General features: G+C 60.2%; 14 protein-coding genes. 4 read left to right on the top strand and 10 right to left on the bottom strand.

The genetic code is table 11. The annotated features are described in order from the left end of the window. The first annotated feature begins 49 nt into the window (after window positions 1–49). A complete protein-coding gene (locus ASQ50_RS13755) occupies window positions 50–712 on the top strand; it encodes a GntR family transcriptional regulator (protein WP_058091332.1) in 663 nt (220 codons plus the stop codon). Between the two features lie 20 nt (window positions 713–732). Here the strand turns inward: ASQ50_RS13755 and ASQ50_RS13750 are convergent, their stop codons facing one another. Together ASQ50_RS13750 and ASQ50_RS13745 are read right to left on the bottom strand one after the other, a co-directional pair. Continuing rightward, the gene (locus tag ASQ50_RS13750; protein ID WP_227513174.1) at window positions 733–2,943 is read right to left on the bottom strand and encodes a patatin-like phospholipase family protein; all 2,211 of its coding nucleotides are present in this window, start codon (window positions 2,941–2,943) and stop codon (window positions 733–735) included. 7 nt (window positions 2,944–2,950) lie between these two features. Next, the gene (locus ASQ50_RS13745) at window positions 2,951–3,559 is read right to left on the bottom strand and encodes a hypothetical protein (protein ID WP_058091330.1); all 609 of its coding nucleotides are present in this window, start codon (window positions 3,557–3,559) and stop codon (window positions 2,951–2,953) included. 231 nt (window positions 3,560–3,790) lie between these two features. Between ASQ50_RS13745 and ASQ50_RS13740 the strand changes: the two genes are divergently transcribed. Then, window positions 3,791–4,156, top strand: coding sequence for a hypothetical protein (locus ASQ50_RS13740; protein ID WP_058091329.1), 366 nt, complete (start codon window positions 3,791–3,793; stop codon window positions 4,154–4,156). 13 nt (window positions 4,157–4,169) lie between these two features. Here ASQ50_RS13740 and ASQ50_RS13735 read toward each other — a convergent pair whose 3' ends face one another. Beyond that, complete coding sequence (locus ASQ50_RS13735) at window positions 4,170–6,926, bottom strand: ATP-binding protein (protein WP_058091328.1); 2,757 nt, start codon at window positions 6,924–6,926, stop codon at window positions 4,170–4,172. Window positions 6,927–7,023: 97 nt separating this feature from the next. Here ASQ50_RS13735 and ASQ50_RS13730 point away from each other — a divergent pair, with 97 nt between their 5' ends. Beyond that, entirely contained in the window at window positions 7,024–7,257 is a 234-nt protein-coding gene (locus ASQ50_RS13730; RefSeq protein ID WP_058091327.1) for a DUF2789 domain-containing protein, read from the top strand. Window positions 7,258–7,266: 9 nt separating this feature from the next. Here the strand turns inward: ASQ50_RS13730 and ASQ50_RS13725 are convergent, their stop codons facing one another. From ASQ50_RS13725 to ASQ50_RS13695, 7 genes are all read right to left on the bottom strand, one after another. Beyond that, window positions 7,267–8,661 carry a GGDEF domain-containing protein gene (locus ASQ50_RS13725; protein WP_058091326.1) on the bottom strand — a complete coding sequence of 465 codons (1,395 nt, stop codon included), beginning with the start codon at window positions 8,659–8,661 and terminating at the stop codon, window positions 7,267–7,269. A gap of 11 nt (window positions 8,662–8,672) precedes the next feature. Beyond that, window positions 8,673–9,605 (bottom strand): tyrosine recombinase XerC, encoded by a 933-nt coding sequence (gene xerC / locus ASQ50_RS13720; protein ID WP_058091369.1) that lies wholly within the window; start codon window positions 9,603–9,605, stop codon window positions 8,673–8,675. Between the two features lie 35 nt (window positions 9,606–9,640). Then, window positions 9,641–10,393: a DUF484 family protein gene (locus ASQ50_RS13715; RefSeq protein ID WP_058091325.1), complete on the bottom strand. Its 753-nt coding sequence runs from the start codon at window positions 10,391–10,393 to the stop codon at window positions 9,641–9,643. Between the two features lie 17 nt (window positions 10,394–10,410). Beyond that, on the bottom strand, window positions 10,411–11,325 hold the full coding sequence (dapF, locus tag ASQ50_RS13710) for a diaminopimelate epimerase (protein ID WP_058091368.1): 915 nt from the start codon (window positions 11,323–11,325) through the stop codon (window positions 10,411–10,413). Between the two features lie 14 nt (window positions 11,326–11,339). Further along, window positions 11,340–12,590 (bottom strand): diaminopimelate decarboxylase, encoded by a 1,251-nt coding sequence (gene lysA / locus ASQ50_RS13705; RefSeq protein ID WP_058091324.1) that lies wholly within the window; start codon window positions 12,588–12,590, stop codon window positions 11,340–11,342. A 44-nt stretch (window positions 12,591–12,634) separates the two neighbouring features. After that, window positions 12,635–12,805 carry an LPS translocon maturation chaperone LptM gene (lptM, locus tag ASQ50_RS13700; protein WP_156510015.1) on the bottom strand — a complete coding sequence of 57 codons (171 nt, stop codon included), beginning with the start codon at window positions 12,803–12,805 and terminating at the stop codon, window positions 12,635–12,637. 72 nt (window positions 12,806–12,877) lie between these two features. Then, window positions 12,878–15,727 (bottom strand): class I adenylate cyclase, encoded by a 2,850-nt coding sequence (locus ASQ50_RS13695; RefSeq protein ID WP_058091322.1) that lies wholly within the window; start codon window positions 15,725–15,727, stop codon window positions 12,878–12,880. 139 nt (window positions 15,728–15,866) lie between these two features. Between ASQ50_RS13695 and ASQ50_RS13690 the strand changes: the two genes are divergently transcribed. Beyond that, complete coding sequence (locus ASQ50_RS13690; protein ID WP_058091321.1) at window positions 15,867–18,308, top strand: EAL domain-containing protein; 2,442 nt, start codon at window positions 15,867–15,869, stop codon at window positions 18,306–18,308. Window positions 18,309–18,325 lie beyond the last annotated feature (17 nt).

Here is an 18,325-nt window from a genome sequence, read left to right as displayed (position 1 = left end):
GTGCGACCATGGCCTTTCCAACGGTTCACCTGCTGTACACAGATAACCCATGAACGCATTCAAGCCCAGAGAAACCCTGACCGAACAAGTCGCCCGCCATATTGAAAACCTGATTGCCTTTGAACAGCTGAGATCCGGTGAGCGCATCTACGAAAGCTCCATGGCCAAAGAGATGGACGTCAGTCATGGTTCCATCCGCGAGGCGCTGTTACTGCTGGAAAAACGGCACCTGGTCCGCAACGTGCCACGCAAGGGGGCGTTCGTTACCCCGCTGGACGAGCACTTTGTACGAAGTCTCTATGAAATTCTCGAACTGTACCTGGCCCACACCGGCCAAAAACTGGTGCGACAATGGCAACCCGAGGACATGGCCCGGCTTGAAAATCTGTATCGGCAAATGAAGGACTGCTACCAGAAAAACGACCTGATGGCGTTTCTGGAGCTGGGCATTGAATACACCAAGGCGTCACTGGTGTACGCGGACAACTACTTTATCGTCTCCGCCATTGATGACCTCTGGCCCTCGGCCAAACGCTGTGCCTTTGTCGCCTTTCGCCAAGGCGGGGCACAAGTACTGGAGGACAATCTGGCACACATGGAAGAATCCATCCGGGCCATTGGCAACCGGGACGAAGCGGCCCTGGCAAGCATCCTGCACCGATACGCCATCCAGCAATGCGAACAGGTTCTGGCCGCCATCAACGCAGGTTGAGGCTGGCGCTGGCTGACGGTTCAGTAGAACAGCTGGGTAAAAGAGAAGCCAATGTTCAGGTAGGCGGTCCAGTTATCCTCGTTGTTGTAGGCAGCGGCCAGTTGCACCGGCCCGAGCAGGGTATCCACGCCAGCAAAGGCACTCCAGGACCGCACCGTGTCGCTCCAGCTGGCGTCACGCATACTGTCCCACGCATTGCCGGTTTCAAAACCGGCGCCGGCAAACCAGGGCATGACCGGACCACCAAACTCCTGCCGACCGTAAACGGACGCCAACACGGCGTCGTTGCCGGTAATTTCCCCCGGGGCGTAGGCTGAAAGCTGGCGAAAGCCACCCAAACGGGCGGCATTTTCAATACCGGCCTCGCCGCTGAAAATCTGGCGGGTATACAACAGCCCGGTCAGGTTAAATCGCTCCCAGGTACCAGTGCCCAGCAGCATCGCCGTCACGCCATCAAAGTGCCGGTCTGAACCGAGATCTTCCCGCTCAATCCGCCCGCGGATCCCGGCAAAAGCACCGGATTTCGGGAAGAAGGCATCGCTCAGGGAATCGTGCACCAGCTGCAAGCTGACATGCCCCTGATGCACATTGTCGGCGGGGGCGACCGGAACACCCACTTCGTCGTCAACCGAGGCATACCCGCGCACATAGGCCAGCCGGACTTCACCATTGCCGCCCAGCTCCATGCCCAGGGCCAGGTCCACTTGTCGGAAGGTGACATCCACTTCCGAGATGCGCCGCCCCTGATCGTAAATGCTGTAATCGTCGCGCCGATATTCCACACCGACAACGGCAAACCGGTCATAACCGTAGGTCAGCGGCTGGTACCACTGGCTTCGGACCCAGGGCTGGGTACCCAACTGAACGCCGGTCAGCCATTCGGCACCCAACCGGTTCAGCTCGGTCATGCGCAGGCCAGCTGCCAGGTTGAAGCGGGTATTTCCCTCAAAGTTATCTTCATAGTTGAGCCCGAACGACAGGTAATTCGGTCCCCAGCTTTTCTCCCGCGCCCGTATCACAAGGACCGGCCCCTCTTCCGTGGGCGCCAGCGACCAGCCCACGGATTCGTAGTAGCCGAGGCCATAAATACGCTTCAGGTCTGCCTCAAGCTCCGGTACGTCCAGAACTTCCGCCGGTTGCTGGCGAATCCGCTCCCTCAGGAAGTCCGTCGCCAGGCGCTCACCCTGGGCGATCTCAACCCGAACCACTGGCCCGGGCACCCAACTGCCGGCGGCCCGGCGCGACTGATACGCCACCCACTGTTCCTCAGGCACCGACAGCCGATTCAGGGCAACCGCATGCTCTCGGGCGGCGGTGGCACCCAGTTCGAACAGGACCAGCGCATCGTAAAAATCGGCGGAGCCAAAGCCTTCGAGGTCCGGGTGAACCCACACGTCCTGCTCGGCCAGCATGGCCAGTTGGGCATCGGTATTCCTGCGGGTTATCAGGGTAGTCAGTTGCCCCACCACTGAGAAAGCCTCCCGCAATTGGTCGGCGCTCATCATCGGATCGGTGATATCCACGGCAATGACCACATCCGCGCCCATCTCCCGAGCCACGCTGACTGGAAGATTGTTGGCAACCCCTCCGTCCACCAACAGCCGACCGTCCCGCTCAACTGGCGCGTAAACGCCCGGAATGCTCATACTGGCCCGAATCGCTTCGGCAAGATTACCGTCTCCGATGACCACCTCTTCCCCGGTTTCAAGGTCGGTGGCCACGGCTCGGAAGGGAATGGGTAACTGATCGAAATTTTCAACCAGGGCGGCATTGCGGGTGAGTTCATTGAGGATAAAGCCAAGATTCTGCCCGGTCACCAGGCCTCCGCCCAGGTGGACACCTTGCCTGCTGACCCCCAAACCGGGCACCAGTGGCAGACGCCAGTCGTCCTGTTTGCGCCGGACCGGCTTGAACGCCCGGCCGGGATCGTCGCGGAAGCTGGACAACCAGTCCAGTTCCAGAAACCGCTGCTCAATCTCGGATACCGACATGCCCGAAGCGTAGAGTGCCGCCACGGCGGAGCCGGCACTGGTGCCTACCACCACATCCACAGGCACCCGCATTTCTTCCAGCACCCTCAGAACACCCACATGGGCCATGCCTTTGGCACCGCCACCGCTGAGCACAAGCCCAACTTTCGGGCGTTCTGAGGGTTCCGACGCCAGTACTGGCGCCCACAACAGGGGCGCCAGAATGAACAGCAGAACCAGATAATACCGCCGGTCGGGCAAACCCCGGTCAGCTCTTGTCGCGGTGTTTGTCATCGTCGGCCAGGGAAAGGTGGGAAACGTCCGGAACCATCGGCGGTGGCAGATCTCGTTTTACCCCCAGATCGGAGCCCGGGGGCGCCAGGCTCCAGTCGTCCAGATGCTCGAACATGGGCGCTTCCGGGTCTTCATGCTCCACCAGGGTGACACCCACCGGGTCCAGGGTCAGGCCTGAGCCAGCAAGGATATCGTCCACTTTCTCGCCAGCCACTGGCAGGCGATCTCCAGGTTCGGTCGCCGGCACGTTGCCCTCAGAGGCCGGTTTCGGCGGGGCCGATGGTGCTTCAGTCTCGGCTTGCTGATCAGCCTGGGGAACCGGCGCAGGTTTCGGTGCCGGGGCCGCAGCCTTAGCAGCCCCAGCCATCGGTTGTACATGGGCAATCATGCCATGCTTGCGCAGTACCGCCTGGTACTTCTCTGCCTGAACCTGTTCCAGCTTGTTACGAATAACGACTGGCTGGCCACTGAACATGCGGTCCAGTTGCTCCACGCTGGCCTTGAACAGGGCCCGGGCGTTGTTGCGGGCAGTCTCGACATCAGTACCTGGCGCGCATTCACCCCTGAATACAAGCTGGAACATGGCTATCCCTCTCACTTTCCCAATGGTTCTGGCTCCATGATAGCGGAAAACCAGCTCTGCGGCAGGCAGGCAAACACCCCGCAGCGCGGAATTATGTCCAAAATGCAAACAATTGAAAAATACCGGGAATCAATGACGAAATTTTCAACACTCTCTGCAATAATCAAGCGTAACCAAACTTTACACTTGGTAACATAGAAGTTATCTCATCCGTTTTCGGGAGTGCTCGTTATGCGCACCAGACTATACGCCTTCGCATCCGCGGTTGCGTTATTGATGTCAGCCGTTCAGGCACATGCCGAAAATCTTGACGTTTTGATGAGCCAGGTGTTTTCCAACCAGGAAGCCACCTACATCGGTTTTGAAAGCGTGGAACGGGAAGACATCCCGGAACAAGCCGCCGTCGACCGTAAATATCTGATCGTCGACTTCCGACTCGCTGAGCAGAATCCGGAAAATGAGCAGCTTCAGGCCAGCGTCCACAAAGTCTGCATGACCCTGCTGAAAGACAGGGCGCTGGTTCGCTCCCTGTCAGACTCCGGGTACGACATGGTGTCAGTGGCGTTCGACCGCAAATCCCAGTTCGACTGCCTCTAAACCGCTGGTCAGCTCAACGCTGGCCCAGCAATTTGGGGAAAGCTTCAAGGGCCGTATTAACCGCATCCAGATTGAACGCCTCTACATCCGCCAGCAGTTTTTCGCCGTAGCTGGTCACCGACGGCGAACGATGACGCTGCCCCCATTCAACAATTCGTAGCGCAAAGTCTTTCATCTGTTCCGGGTCGCCGCTTTCACGAACATCCTGCCACTGGTCACCAAAGTCCTCCGCCAGCTTCTCCCGCAGCCAGCCTCGCTCCTGCATACTCATGGTCTGCGCCAGCAGCCGCTCGGCTTCCTCCGGCGTCCCGTCATCTTCCGCCTGCTCTACGGTAGCCTCAACCCGGGGCAACACGAGAGTAAAGGTGGACCCAACATCCGGTTCACTCTTTACCGTCAGCTCACCGCCCATCATTTCCACCAGCTTCCGGCTGATGGCCAGACCCAGGCCGGTGCCCCCGTATCGCCGGGAGCTCTGACCTTCCTGCTGCTCAAAGGCATCGAAAATACGGTCCTGCTGATCCGGCGCAATGCCAATGCCGGTGTCGGCCACGGTCACTTTCAACCGGTAGTAGCGGATATCCGCGTCCTTACCGGTCGATTCCTCCAGTTCTTTGGCCACGGCCCGCACTGTCACTCCACCCTCATGGGTGAACTTGATGGCATTGCCCACCAGATTGAACAACACCTGGCGCAACCGGGTTTCATCCAACATCATTGCCGAGGGCATGCCAGAGCCTACGCTCACCTCCAGGGTAATGCCCTGCTCGGTCGCTCGCAGATCAAAGATATGCCGGACATCGCTGAGCAGCCGGCGAACCGAAACCGGGCCAAAGTCCAGGCGCATCTTGCCCGCCTCGATCCGTGACAGGTCAAGAATGTCGTTGATCAGCATTAACAGGCTACGGCTGCCGGCGCGGATGGCGTTCAGGTAGTTCCGCTGCTGGGGATCGGTCACCGAGTTGTAGAGCAGATCGCTGTACCCAATGACCGCATTCATTGGGGTTCGGATCTCGTGGGACATATTGGCCAGGAACTCACTCTTGGCCCTGCTGGCGGTTTCCGCCTCCCGGGCCAGGCGTTCGGCCTCAAGCTTGGCTGCCCGCAATTCATCCTCACTGCGGCGCAGGGCGTTCTCGGAACGGATTCTCTCATCCACCTCCAGCGACAGCTTGCGGTTCCAGTACAGGAAGATCAGCACCACAACGATGGCAATCAGGATAATGCGCCGGACCACGGTGTAGTCAGCTTCCTGTTCGATATCCAGGTGTATCCAGCGGTTATACACCGCCTCGGTCTCCGATGCCGGCAGGCTGCTCAGGGCCTTGTTGAGGATACGGTGAAGCACCGGATTGTCCTTGCTGACCGCCAGCCGCAGGTCATACTGATAGGGCGTAATGCTGGTAATTCGCAGGTTCGACAGGCCCAGCCGGGCAACCGTGTAACTCACCGCCGGAATATGCGTAACCATCACATCCAGGTCGCCGTTGGACAGCGCCAGAAGCCCCTCCTCAACGGTTTTTTGCGGATACAGATCCAGGTTCGGGTGATTGATCAACAGATAGTCGTGGCTGGCCTGGCGGTTAACCACACCGACCCGCTCATCCCGCAGTTCCCTCAGATCACCAATGAACCGGCCGGTATCCCGGATGGCCAGGGCAATCGGTACCGACACATAGGCCCGGGTGAACAGGAATTCCTGTTCGGTTCGGGGGGTGCGGGACATACCCGGCAGAATATCCACTTCACCCGCCTTCAACATGTCCTCGGCCGACTGTCGGGAACCTGCAATCACCCGATTGAAGCGAACATCCAGGTTCTCCTCCAGCCGTTTGACCAGGTCAGAGGCAAGGCCCGCCGGGCGGCCGTCCTGCTCGAACTCAAACGGTGGCCAATCGCCACGCATACCCACTTTCAACCCTGGATGACGTTTCAGCCACTCCAGCTCCGAAGCGGTCAGGGCCACGCCACGTCCTTCCAGGGCCGGCATGTTCGCCTGCAGCCAGGCCTGGCGAATATCCCGGTGCTCGTTGTGGCTCAATGCCTGAATGGCCCGGTCGAACACCCGGAAAAGGCGGTCACGGCTGGTCGGCACCTGCAACACAACATCCACCGGGCGATTGTCCAGCAGAACGGCCAGACCGATACCATTGATCATCGCGGATTCAAGGTAATCCGAGACCACCGGAACCGGCCCGAGGAAGGCGTCGGCCTTGCCGGACAACACCAGGCTGATGGCCTCACCAAGACTGGCGACGGGCACCGGCGAAAAGTTATCAATCGGGTCCAGCAAAGGGAACTGGTTGGGATCACCACCAATAATCGCGACGTTGGCAAATTCCAGATCGGAAAGCGTTCGGTAGGCGGCGTCGCCGGCATTTACAAATATCCCATAGGTCAGCGACATCATCGGTGAGGTGTGCCGAAGGCCCGGGATCACCGGTGATCCCGGAATGCGGGTCGTCAGAACCAGGTCAGCATCGTCGCCCTGGTCGACTGCCATGAAAGGCTCAACCGGCACGCCAAGCTTGTCTGACAGGCGGGCGAGATAATCAATCCAGATACCCGCCAGCGCACCCTCACCGGTATCGAACACCAGCGGCACCTGGCTCTGCCTGACAGCCACCCGGAAGCCATCCTGCTGGCCCAACCACTCCAGATCTGCAGCGCCCAGAACCGGCGCCGGCGACGCCTGGGGCGGTTCCGCCCATACGACCCCTTGAAGCAGGACAAACAAGAGGCCATACAATAACTGTGGAAGAGACTTCACTGGATATCCTCGGTGGTTCCACTACATTTCAGGGAACAATACCTGCAAATGTGGAAGATTTCATACTGCCTCACCGCACACAGGAGAAGCCTGTCTTATGGACACCAGCAAACACACTCTAAGCGTCCTTTTTCAGCAGCTTGGCTTACCATCAGATCAGAAAAGCATGGAGAGTTTTATCGCCCGGCATTCTCCACTGCCTTCGGAAATTGCCATCCAGGATGCCCCCTTCTGGTCCGAAAGCCAGTCGCAATTTCTTGAGGAGGGCCTTGAGGAAGACAGCGACTGGGCCGAGATTATTGATGAACTGGACGCCCTGCTGCGGCACTGATCGGCGCCGTCAATCCACCATGACCTGATTGCGGCCGGCATCTTTGGCCTGATATAGGGCCCGGTCGGCACGATCAAACACGGCATCTTCGGTATCGCCATCCCGGAACTCCGACACGCCGGCTGAAAAGGTGATTGAAACCGGCTTACCGCCGAAATGGAACGGCAGCTTGCCGACATGTTCCCGAAACTGCTCTACCACGTCACGGGCGGCCTCCAATCCCGTCTCCGGCAATAGCAACACGAACTCCTCACCACCGAAACGGGCGATGAAATCTGTGCTGCGAAGACGGCTTTTCATCTCCCGTGCCACCAATTGTAGTACCCGGTCACCGGCTTTATGGCCAAAGGAATCGTTGATCTTCTTGAACAGGTCAATATCAATCACCGACACACTGAGCGGGTGTCGGTAACGCTGCCAGCGGTTGTATTCGAATGATAGCCGCTCCTGCCAGGCTTCCCGGTTGGGCAGCTGGGTAAGCAGGTCGGTCATCGCGCGCTCCCGCTCCCGGCGAACCTGCGCCTGCATCTGCTCGGAATGAGCCTCCATGGCGGCGACCTTCTCCTGCATGGCATTGAGTTGCTGCGCCAGCATTTCATCCCGCTCGGCATCCCGCGTGCAGAATCGTTCCAGGGCACCGCCGATGAACTCCAGTCGCTGGCTCACAGACTGTTTGAGGCTCTGTAGGTCCTGACTGTGCTGAATATCCTCGGATACTTTACTCAGCTCCGACCGGATTTCCCGGTCCAGCGTTGCAGTATCATTGTGCCTGGAAGCGTAGGCATCGGACTGTTCGGAAAAGTGCTGACGCAAGGTTTCCAGGCGCTCATCCAGCCGTTTGAGGAAAGTCTCGAACTCCCGCTGGCTGCGGGTAACCGCCTCAATCACCAGCTCCGCCACCTGATTCAGGCCTTCCCGAAGGACCTCCCAGTCGTTGCTCGATAACAGGGTTTGCTGAAGCGTCCTGGCCTGCGACTCCACCTCTGGTTCCAGGCTGACCTGATTCAACAACAACCCCAACAACTGGCCTACACGGCGGGCGATTCTGAGCCGATGCCCCTCTTCGGCGATATCATGCTCACTTCCCGTCGGCTTCGCCGGCGCGACGACCTGTGTGTCGGCCTTTGGGCCCTTTGGCTCGGCTTCATCAAGACGGGTAATGGCTTTATCAATCTGATCCTGCAGGGCTTTCCAGGCATCGATATCGAACTTCTGCTTGCGCAGATCGGATCTCAGGCGGTTAAGCAGGTTATCAAGTTCTGGTGTCTGGCCTTCCGAGGCCAGGCTGGTTCGCACCAGCATCCGTTCAAGCACATTGCGCTCGGCTAACCACTGTTTTTCGCGTTGCTCTGCCTCGTCCAGTTCCCGAAGATACTTATCCTTCCAGGACTCCTCAGATGCCATGAAACACTCCCTCAAGAACCGGCATGATCATTGTCGTTTCGGTTGATATAGTTGGTCGAACGTCGACGCGCCCGGGGATGACTCTGATCGTACACCCGGGCAAGATGCTGAAAGTCCAGATGAGTATAGACCTGAGTGGTGGCGATGTCCGCATGGCCAAGCAGTTCCTGGACCGCACGCAGGTCGCCGCTGGACTCCAGCATATGGCTGGCAAAGGAGTGCCGCAGCAGGTGCGGATGCAAGCGCTGGTCGGCACCCTGCACCATGCCCCAGCGAGCCAGGCGGGCCTGGATACTGCGCTGGCTCAGGCGACCGCCCCGCTGGCTGACGAATACCGCGGTTTCGCCCTCGTTAGCCATGGCTGTTCGGTGCGCCAGCCATTGATTCAGAGCCGCGACGGCTTTGCCGCCGACCGGCAGAATGCGCTCCTTGTTACCTTTACCCAGAACACGCACCTCCCGGCCTTTCAGGTCCAGGGCGGGCAGACTCAGGCTGGCCAGTTCTGCCAAACGGAGGCCCGAAGAGTACATCAGCTCGAACATGGCCAGATCGCGGATTTCCAGGGGGTCGTCGGGATTGATGTCCAGCAGCTGGCTGATCTGGTCAACGTCTGCCACTTTCGGCAGCCGGCGCCCGCTTTTGGGAGCCCGAACATCCAGAGCGGGGTTGTCCCGGGCGAGACCTTCCCGAAGCAGGAACTGATAGAAACGGCGGATGGCCGACAGGTGCCTGGCAATGCTCCGACCGCTTAAACCGTCTCGGCTCAGCCGGGCCACGTAGCGGCGGATGTCGTGAATCGTCAGCTCTGACCAGGCCGGGATGTCAACTTCGATCAGCCAGTCGACCAGGCGATCGAGGTCTCGTTGATAGTGATCACAGGTGCGGGGGGAATGGCACTTTTCGGTGGCGAGATGCCGGACAAACGCAACCACCGGGGCGGCCATCGCCTCGGGTGGTCGGGTGTCCGTCGCCAGCCCGGTCACCCCTGGCCGCTCTCCACAGCCAGGCCAGACACCGGGGCATCTGTGCGATAACGATCAAGCATGGGGGGCAGCAGCCGGCTCAGGGTATCGCTGATATAGCTGAGAAACAGCGACCCCATGCTCTGATCAAAATAACCCTGCTCGCAGCTGCCGACAGCAAATACGCCAACCAGCCCCTCATGACGCAGCGGTACCAGGGCCACCGAGGCAATCGGTTCATCCCGGTCCGGGAACAGGAACTCCCGCTCGCTTTCCCGGAACTGGCCGCACACCGCACGGTCACCCTCCAGCAACGAGCCCAGACGCTCCCGGGCCTGGACGGCGTTGACGATGTGCAGGGCGCCCTCGCCTTTCTCCGGCTGCGCCGAATCACTGAACAGAAGCACCGAGGCAGCATCCAGGCCAAAATCGCCGCGGATGCTGTCATCAACAGCGGCGGCCATGTCGTTGAGTGACTTGGCTTCGATCACCTGCATCAGCAACCGTTTGCTTTTCTCGAAGAGGCGGTCGTTATGACGGGCGATCGATACCAGCTCCACCAGTTCACGGCGAAGGGTATCCCGCTGCTCACGAAACAGATGAACCTGGCGCTCCACCAGCGAGATCGCCCGGCCACTGTCGTGGGGCAGAGTCAGGCTGCGCAGCAGTTCATCCTGATCAAGAAAAAAATCAGGATTGGCGCGAAGATAATCGGCCACCTGCTCCCGGGTGAGTTCGCCGGCCTTCTGGCGGGCCGTTTGTTCTGTCATCGTGTTCTCCTGAGCCGTCAGGACCTTGTTTTATTGGTTCGGGAACTTCTGCGGCGCCGGGGCTGGGGATCACCCGGCAGACGAAGCTGCCCTTCAAATACCGTTTTAGCGGGGCCTTCCATCATAACAGGGGACCCATTCCCCTGCCATTCGATCACCAGCCGGCCACCCCGCAGCTCCACCTCCACCCGGGTATCCAGCAGGCCTCGCAGCTGGCCTGCCACCACCGCAGCACAGGCTCCACTGCCACAGGCCAGGGTTTCTCCCGAACCACGCTCAAATACACGCAAGCGGGCATGGCCCCGGTCGACGATCTGCAGGAATCCGATATTGGCCCTTGAAGGGAACCGGGGATGCTTCTCCAGCATGGGGCCAAGGGTGGCCACCGGTGCCGTGTCGACGTCATCCACCAACAGTACACCGTGGGGATTGCCCATGGAAACCGCCGACAATTCCACGCTCTGGCCATCAACATCGACGGTGTACACGGTCTTCTGACAGTCCGCGGCGAAGGGAATGGCGGGCGGATTGAGTTCCGGCACGCCCATATTGACCATCACCAGGCCATCCTTGCCGATTTTCAGCTCGATCACACCCTTGGCAGTCTGTACCCGGATCACCCGCTTGTTGGTCAGGCGCTGGTCACGCACAAACCGGGCAAAGCACCGGGCGCCGTTACCGCACTGCTCCACTTCCGAACCATCAGCATTAAAAATACGATAGCGAAAATCCACATCAGGCAGACCCGGCGGTTCGACCACCAGCAACTGGTCGAAGCCGATACCAAAGTTCCGATCCGCCAGCTCCCGGATCAACTCCGGACGCAGGCGGAAAGGCTGGCTTATGGCATCCACCACCATAAAGTCGTTCCCCAGCCCGTGCATCTTGGTAAACCGGAGCAACGGCCCCTGGCCCCGTCTTTGCGGATTCATTTCTTGCTCCCCGTTCATTCCGGCAGGCAACTTTCAGGGCCAAGCTGATCGTCCAGGGTCTCCCGGCGGCGCACCACATGCACCTGATCGCCGTCAACCATCAGCTCGGGCGGGCGATTACGGGTGTTGTAATTGGACGCCATAACAAAACCGTAGGCACCCGCTGACCGAACCGCAAGCAAATCGCCCGCTTTCAGCCGCAGTTTGCGATCCTTGCCCAGAAAATCGCCGGTTTCGCACACCGGCCCGACCAGATCCCAGGCTTTTTCCTCACCGTCCTGATGGGGCTGTACCGGGATGATGGCCTGCCAGGCGCTGTACAGTGCCGGGCGGATCAGGTCGTTCATGGCCGCATCGATAATGGCGAAGTTGCGATGCTCGGTGCACTTCAGAAACTCCACGCGGGTCAGCAATATGCCGGCGTTGGCGGCAATGGAGCGGCCCGGCTCCATGATCAGTTCCAGCTCCCGATCACCCAGCCGCTCGGCCAGTGCCTTGACGTAATCCGCCGGCTGCGGGGGCTGTTCCTGATTGTAGGTCACGCCCAGGCCGCCCCCCATGTCCAGGTGGCGGATATGAATGCCCTGGTCCGCCAGGGTATCGATCAGCACCAACACCCGGTCCAGGGCATCCAGAAACGGAGAGACTGACGTCAGCTGGGAACCAATGTGACAGTCCACCCCATGGACATCCAGGTTTGGTAACGCTGCGGCACGGGCGTAAACCTGGGGGGCCTCGGCGATATCGATACCAAATTTGTTTTCCTTCAGTCCGGTGGAAATGTAGGGATGGGTGCCGGCATCGACATCCGGGTTCACTCGCAGCGAGACCGGCGCCCTCAGGCCCAACTCTCCGGCCACTTTGTTCAGGCGGTCCAGCTCGGTGTCAGATTCAACGTTGAAACAGCGCACGCCCACTTCGAGCGCCCGCTTCATTTCCCATTCCTGTTTGCCAACGCCGGAGAACACCACCCTGGCGGGATCGCCACCGGCACGCAAAACCCGCTCCAGCTCGCCGGCAGAAACAATATCGAAACCGGCGCCCAGGCGCGCCAGCACATTCAGCACCGCCAGGTTGCTGTTGGCCTTCACGGCATAGCACACCAGGTGCGGGCGGCCATTCAGCGCGCTGTCATAGGCCCGATAGTGACGCTCGAGGGTGGCCCGGGAATATACGTAAGCCGGGGTGCCAAAACGCTCAGCGATTGACGCCACCGGAACATCTTCGGCGTACAGTTCGCCATTGCGGTAATTGAAATGATCCATGTTGATCCTGACTATCTGGATGGGTTACTGCCAGGGTTGGTGGCTCAGCGTTCCGGCGACTCATCGGTGTCAGCGCTCTCGTCCGCCTGCCCGGACTGGACCGGATCTGCCTGTGGCGCTTCGCGGTACAATGGCCCTTTCTGGCCACAACCGGCAAGAAACAACAGCAATATCATCACGAGCGCCCAAGGCCGGCGAGATGGTCCAACCTGCATACCCATACCCCTGAGTGAATAATGGCCGAAGTATACCCGACACCCGCCCCTGATCGCGAGGGACCCGATGGCTTATGGCAGATAACGGTTGAGGGCGTCCTCCAGACTGGTGCGGTAATACAGTGACTGGCCGGTCTGGATATCCCGTTGATACAACTGCGGGTCCAGATCGTGGGGCAGGTGCAGGTCGGTGAGATACACCGGATAAGATTCGCCACTCCGGCGCAGCGAACGGATGTAGTGGGCGACGGCGGGAATCAGCCGGTCCCCGTATTCCTGCACACTGAATTCCTGATCGTTGCAGTAGATATCAAACCGCAGGGTACTGTCGCCCTGCTGAACGCCAACCGCCTGCACTTCCAGGCCTGAAGGCGGCGCCATGGTGCTCTGATAGGGCCGAAGCTCGGCAAGCCAGCGGCCGTCGCGGCGAACCATTTCATAGCAGCGGATACCACCTGCCGGGTCAAGGTTATCAGCCTGACGCAACAGGCGCCGTTCCACCAGGTTCTCCAGAAAACGCATCAACGGACCGAGCAAGTGGTTGCGATGCCCTGCCCGCATCGATCGGGTCCACAAACTGCCATGCTCATCGACAACCCAGAGCTGGCCACGGTCACCCTGAAGCAACCAGAACACCTGAATATTGCCCGCTTCGGACGCCGCGCAGACCGCCTTGAGCACCGGCTCGTCCCGCAGGGCGTGGCGGTCCGGCACGATTGGCAGATACCGATCCTGCGGCTGCAACAGCGCTGCCAGCAGAGCTTCACGGCTGTCCAGGGCGACAAACCCCGGTTCCCGGCCGCTGAACTGCAGCAGGAAATAGCGATGATCCATCTCGATGATGTAACGCAAGGGGTGCGGCCCGGTGCCGCCGGCAAAGAAATGGCGCAACACATCTCCGAACAACTCCCTCACCCGGCGTGCAATGGCACTGCCGTGCCCCCGGCTGGGGGCCGCCACGCGAATTTCCGGCAGCTCGGCCGGGTTGATCGCCACCTGGGCCAACACGTTTTTCAGGCACTGGATCAGGGTATCTCCGGCGGCATAGTGCTGCAGACTGATCTCATGCCAGCTGTTAAGGGTAATCTGATCAATGGTCAGCACCAGGTTATCGCGACCACCGCTGAACCCCAGTGAGTCGGAGCGGGCACTGAGCTTGTGCAGCCCACGTTCGGTCAGGTGGGCTTGCGGGTCTACCGCCACATTAATCAGCAACAGGTTTTTCAGCGGGCGCACACCTCGGGACAGCGCCTCTCTGGGCGCCGGAGACATGGGCATGGGCAGAAAGCCCGACAACACCTCCACAATGTCTTTCAGTTCGGCCACCGAGGCAACACTCTTGCCCGCCCGGACATTGAGCCGGGTGGAGCGATGCAACAAGCCGTTGCAGTAACACCACACCAACAGCTCCGCCAGATTGCCTGCGCGGCGGATCACCGGTTGCCAGAAGGCGTCGGAGGGATCTTCAAGATCCCGGTACAGCAACCACCCGTCACCTTCCCCGCCCTGTTCGGACTGGTGGTGAAAAGACAGGTTTTCCTCCGCCAGCGACGGCACCAAGCCCGGGTTAACCAGTTCGATCTTGCCCGCCTTGCGCTGAAAGGCGGCGTAGAGTTTGCGGCCCAGCAGGTTAATGTCATTGGCGCTGATAGCCGCCTGGGTGTGCTGCTCCCGGGCCATGCGCGACAACAGGCGGTAACTGTGGGTAAGCTCCGCCACGATGTTCCGCCTGAGGCCTGTCACCTCTTCTGCCCGCCAGCGCTGGCGATCGTCCAGGGCGCTCAGCCGGTCTTCAGTCCATTCCCACTGTTGCACCAGCTGCCGCAGCAAATCGATTCGCCACTGGTCCCCGGCCATTCCGGCCCGGGTGAGCGGCAAACCCGCCTTCAGGTAAAGGCTCCGGCGTACCAGGTCGAGGCGCTCCGGAGCACCACTGGTCAACAGCCACTGCTCCAGGCGCTGATACAGCATGACGTAGGGGTCCAGAACATCGGCACTGGTTTGCCCCTGATACACCGCCTGTTTGAAGCTGGCGGATAATAACGGCTGGGCGGTATCGGTGGCGTAACACTCAATCAGAAACAACTTGAGAATGGCCTTCCAGGGAGCATCAATGCCTTTGTAGAGCTGCCAGATACCGGCGCCGGGGAACTCCTCATCCGGAATCGACGGCACGGCGCCAAAATCAATGTACTCGCTGGCCTTGATGAACCGGCACTCCAGCAAACGCCGGCGGCATTCCCCGTAGTCCGCCTCGGCCTCCGACGGGATCAGCCACCAGAGCGGATACCGCCCAGCCAGATGGATGCTGGTCCGGTAGAATTCATCCAGCAACAGAAAGTGCTGGGCACTGCCACAGTTCTCTCCGGTGACCTCGGCCCGCTGCCGGCCGGCCCGCCAGTCAGCGGCCGAGAAGACAAACACGTGGAGCTCAACGCCCAGCGTTGCCGCCCATTGCGACAGCTTTTCGGCCTTGCGCTCCAGGCTGCGGATGCCCTGTTCAGACAGATCATCCCGATGACAAAGCCAGGCATCCAGATCACTGGCAACCGAGTGCCCAAGGGTGCCGGGACTGCCCATCAGGAACAGACTGTCGAGATCGGCCTTGCGAAGCCCTTGATCGCGAACACTGAAACTTCGGGCAAACCGGCGCGCGGAATTCAGCACATCGTTACCCGGCGTATAGCCGGCCAGGCCCTGGGGGCAGCTGCCATCAAGATAGCCCGGCAAAGCGGGATGATTCAGATGAAACGCCAGCGGTAACAGTTCAAGCACCACCTGCTGCCGGTAAGTCAGGGCGGAACACGCCCGTTCCCAGCGCTGACGATTGACCAACAGAAACCGGTCCCGCAGCCGCCGCAGGGTTTTTCGGTCGATGCCGTCCTCAAAGTCGAGAACGATGGGCGGTGCGAGAACAGTCAAGAGGGCTCCGGCAAGTGGTTATTTTCGGTCAGATAGTCAGTATGATGAATGAATCGTGGCAAAACCGGTAAAAAAATAAAAGGATGACCTGTTTTCGGTAAACATCGGAACCGGCACCTCCTGAAGAGGCACCTGCGCTGTGAAAGAATTCATTATTCAACGTTATCGGCCGGATCTGTCCGGACCTGTCATTCAGCCAACCCTGCTGCGGGTAGACGACGATGGCCGAATCGCCCACGTCGACCGCCATGCCGAGGCCATGTTCGGCTACGACGCCGGGGCGTTGATCAGACAGCCGGTGCAGCGCATTCTCGCCTCCCGGCAGGACGATCCCTTTGCCCCGGCCCACCGACACCACCTGGACAACGGCCAGACGGTGCTGGTGACCTTCCGCCACAAGGATGGCTTCTTTTTTACCGCCATTCTGGGCTTGCGCATGGAAATGCGTGATTCAGACCAGGCCGCCAACGCCTCCATTTCCCTGAAAGACAGCGGCGACATGGACGGCCGCCTGTTACGACTGGCAGAACAAGGCGCGGGTTTCGGGCTCTGGGAGCTGGATATGACCTCCAATGAGATTAGCTGGTCCGAGGGCATGTACCGCTTGCTGGAGTTGCGCCCCGGGACGGAATTGTCACCCGAACAGGCCTTGTTCTACTGCCAGGTCGGCCAGAACCGCGTGCGTGCCCTGTTCCGCCGCTGCATGCGCACGGGCCGCCCGTTCAGTATGGAGCTGTCGGTATTGACCAGCCGGCAACGTCTGCAACGAGTCATCCTGTCGGGCCGCGCCCTTAAAAGCGGCGGCCGGATCCAGAAGCTCGGTGGCGTGATGGTCAACCACAGTGAAGCCATGCTACACGACCACGCCCGGCAGCAGGCCCAGAGGATACTGGAAGCAACCGCCAACGCCACGCCAGACCTTGTGGTCGCTGTCGACACCAGCCTGAACCTGTTGCATTTCAACGCTCCCTGGGCAAAACAGTTCCGAAACGCCTTTGGCGCCGAACCAAGGCCCGGCGACAACCTTAAAGCCCTGCTTGCCGACTTTACCAACGAACGGCGCATGATTGAGCGCCTGTGGCAACGGGCCTTTGACCGTGAACACTTCGTGGCCGAGATGCCCCTGAACCGCCAGGGCGAAGGCCTTCCGGTCTACGAATTTCATTTCCAGAATATCCAGGGCCTGCAAGGCGAGGTGGTCGGTGCGGTCCATGTAGCCAAAGATATCAGCAATCGTGTCCAGCTCAGCGGCAGCGGCGACTACCGGATGCGCCATGACCCGGTGACCGGATTGATGAACCGGCGCTCCTTTGTCGAGCATCTGGAACGGGCCATGAAGCATAAGCGCAAACGCCAGTCGATGGACGGCTTACTACTGCTCGACCTGGACGGTTTTGAACAGTTCAACGAACAGGCCGGCAGTGGCACCTGCGATCGGTACCTGCGTGAACTGGCTGGAATGCTCGGGCTGCGGGTGCGCCAGCGGGACGCCCTGGCCCGGCTGTCCGGTGACACCTTTGCCCTGTTCATAGAGAACTGCCCCGAACCCAGAGCCCGCAAGATTGCCGAGGAGATCCGGGAGCAGATTGCCCAGTTCCAGTTTGAATGGCAGGGCAGACAGTTACAGACCACCGCCAGCGGCGGCCTGCTGATTCTCGGAACCGACGCTCCGCTCCAGCCTGAACCGCTACTGACCCAGGCCGCCGACCTGTGCCATACCGCCAAGACCTCCGGCCGCAACCGTATCCACACCACCCAGGCCCTGCCCGGCGAGTTGGCCAATCGGGGCACCGACCGCCAGCTTGAACAGCTGCATCAGGCCCTGGATAACGGCCAGCTGATTCTGGAGTTTCAATCCCTCAAGCCGGTGGCCAGCGTCACCTGGGGTGACCACATTGAAATCCTGTGTCGCATTCCGGGTACAGGCGACGACTCGCCCCTGCTGCCAGAACAATTCCTGCCGGTGGCAGAGCGGTTTGACCTGGCCAAGCGCCTGGACCGCCAGGTTATCCGGCAGACTCTCCAGTGGCTGAGCCAGCATCGACTGTTGGAGCCGAGGCTGAAGTACTGCGGCTTCAACCTGTCGCTGGCCACCATTCTGGATGACACCTTTGCTGATTTCATGGAACAACAGGTGCGCCAGACCCCGTTCCAGGCCCATTGTTTCTGCCTGGAGATCCGGGAATCCCACGCCACCCAGTATCCGGATGAGGTAGCCGTATTATGTGACGCCCTGCACCGGGCGGGGTGCCGGGTTGCCCTGGAAGGGGCGGGGGCATCCGTGGAAAGCTACAGCCTGGCCGCCAACCTGCCGGTGGATATCATCAAACTGGACCGGCGCATCATGAACGATCTGGAACGTGATCCGGTGCAGCAGATCATGGTGGATGCCCTGCATCGGATTGCCGAAACCGCCGGCAAGGAAACCGTCGCCACCTTTATCGAGAACGATGAAACCCTCAGGAAAGTTCGAACCCTGGGCATTCACTTCGGCCAGGGTTACCGTTTGTCACGGCCGCGGCCGCTGGACGAGCTCAAGCCAGCGGAGGTAGAACTCAGCACCGGCCGCATAGGCGGGTAAGCGGCTGCCGGGAGCCG

The organism is Marinobacter sp. LQ44, from assembly GCF_001447155.2.
In the GTDB taxonomy this organism is placed as follows: Bacteria; Pseudomonadota; Gammaproteobacteria; order Pseudomonadales; family Oleiphilaceae; genus Marinobacter.
This window is presented reverse-complemented; position numbering and strand designations above follow the sequence as displayed.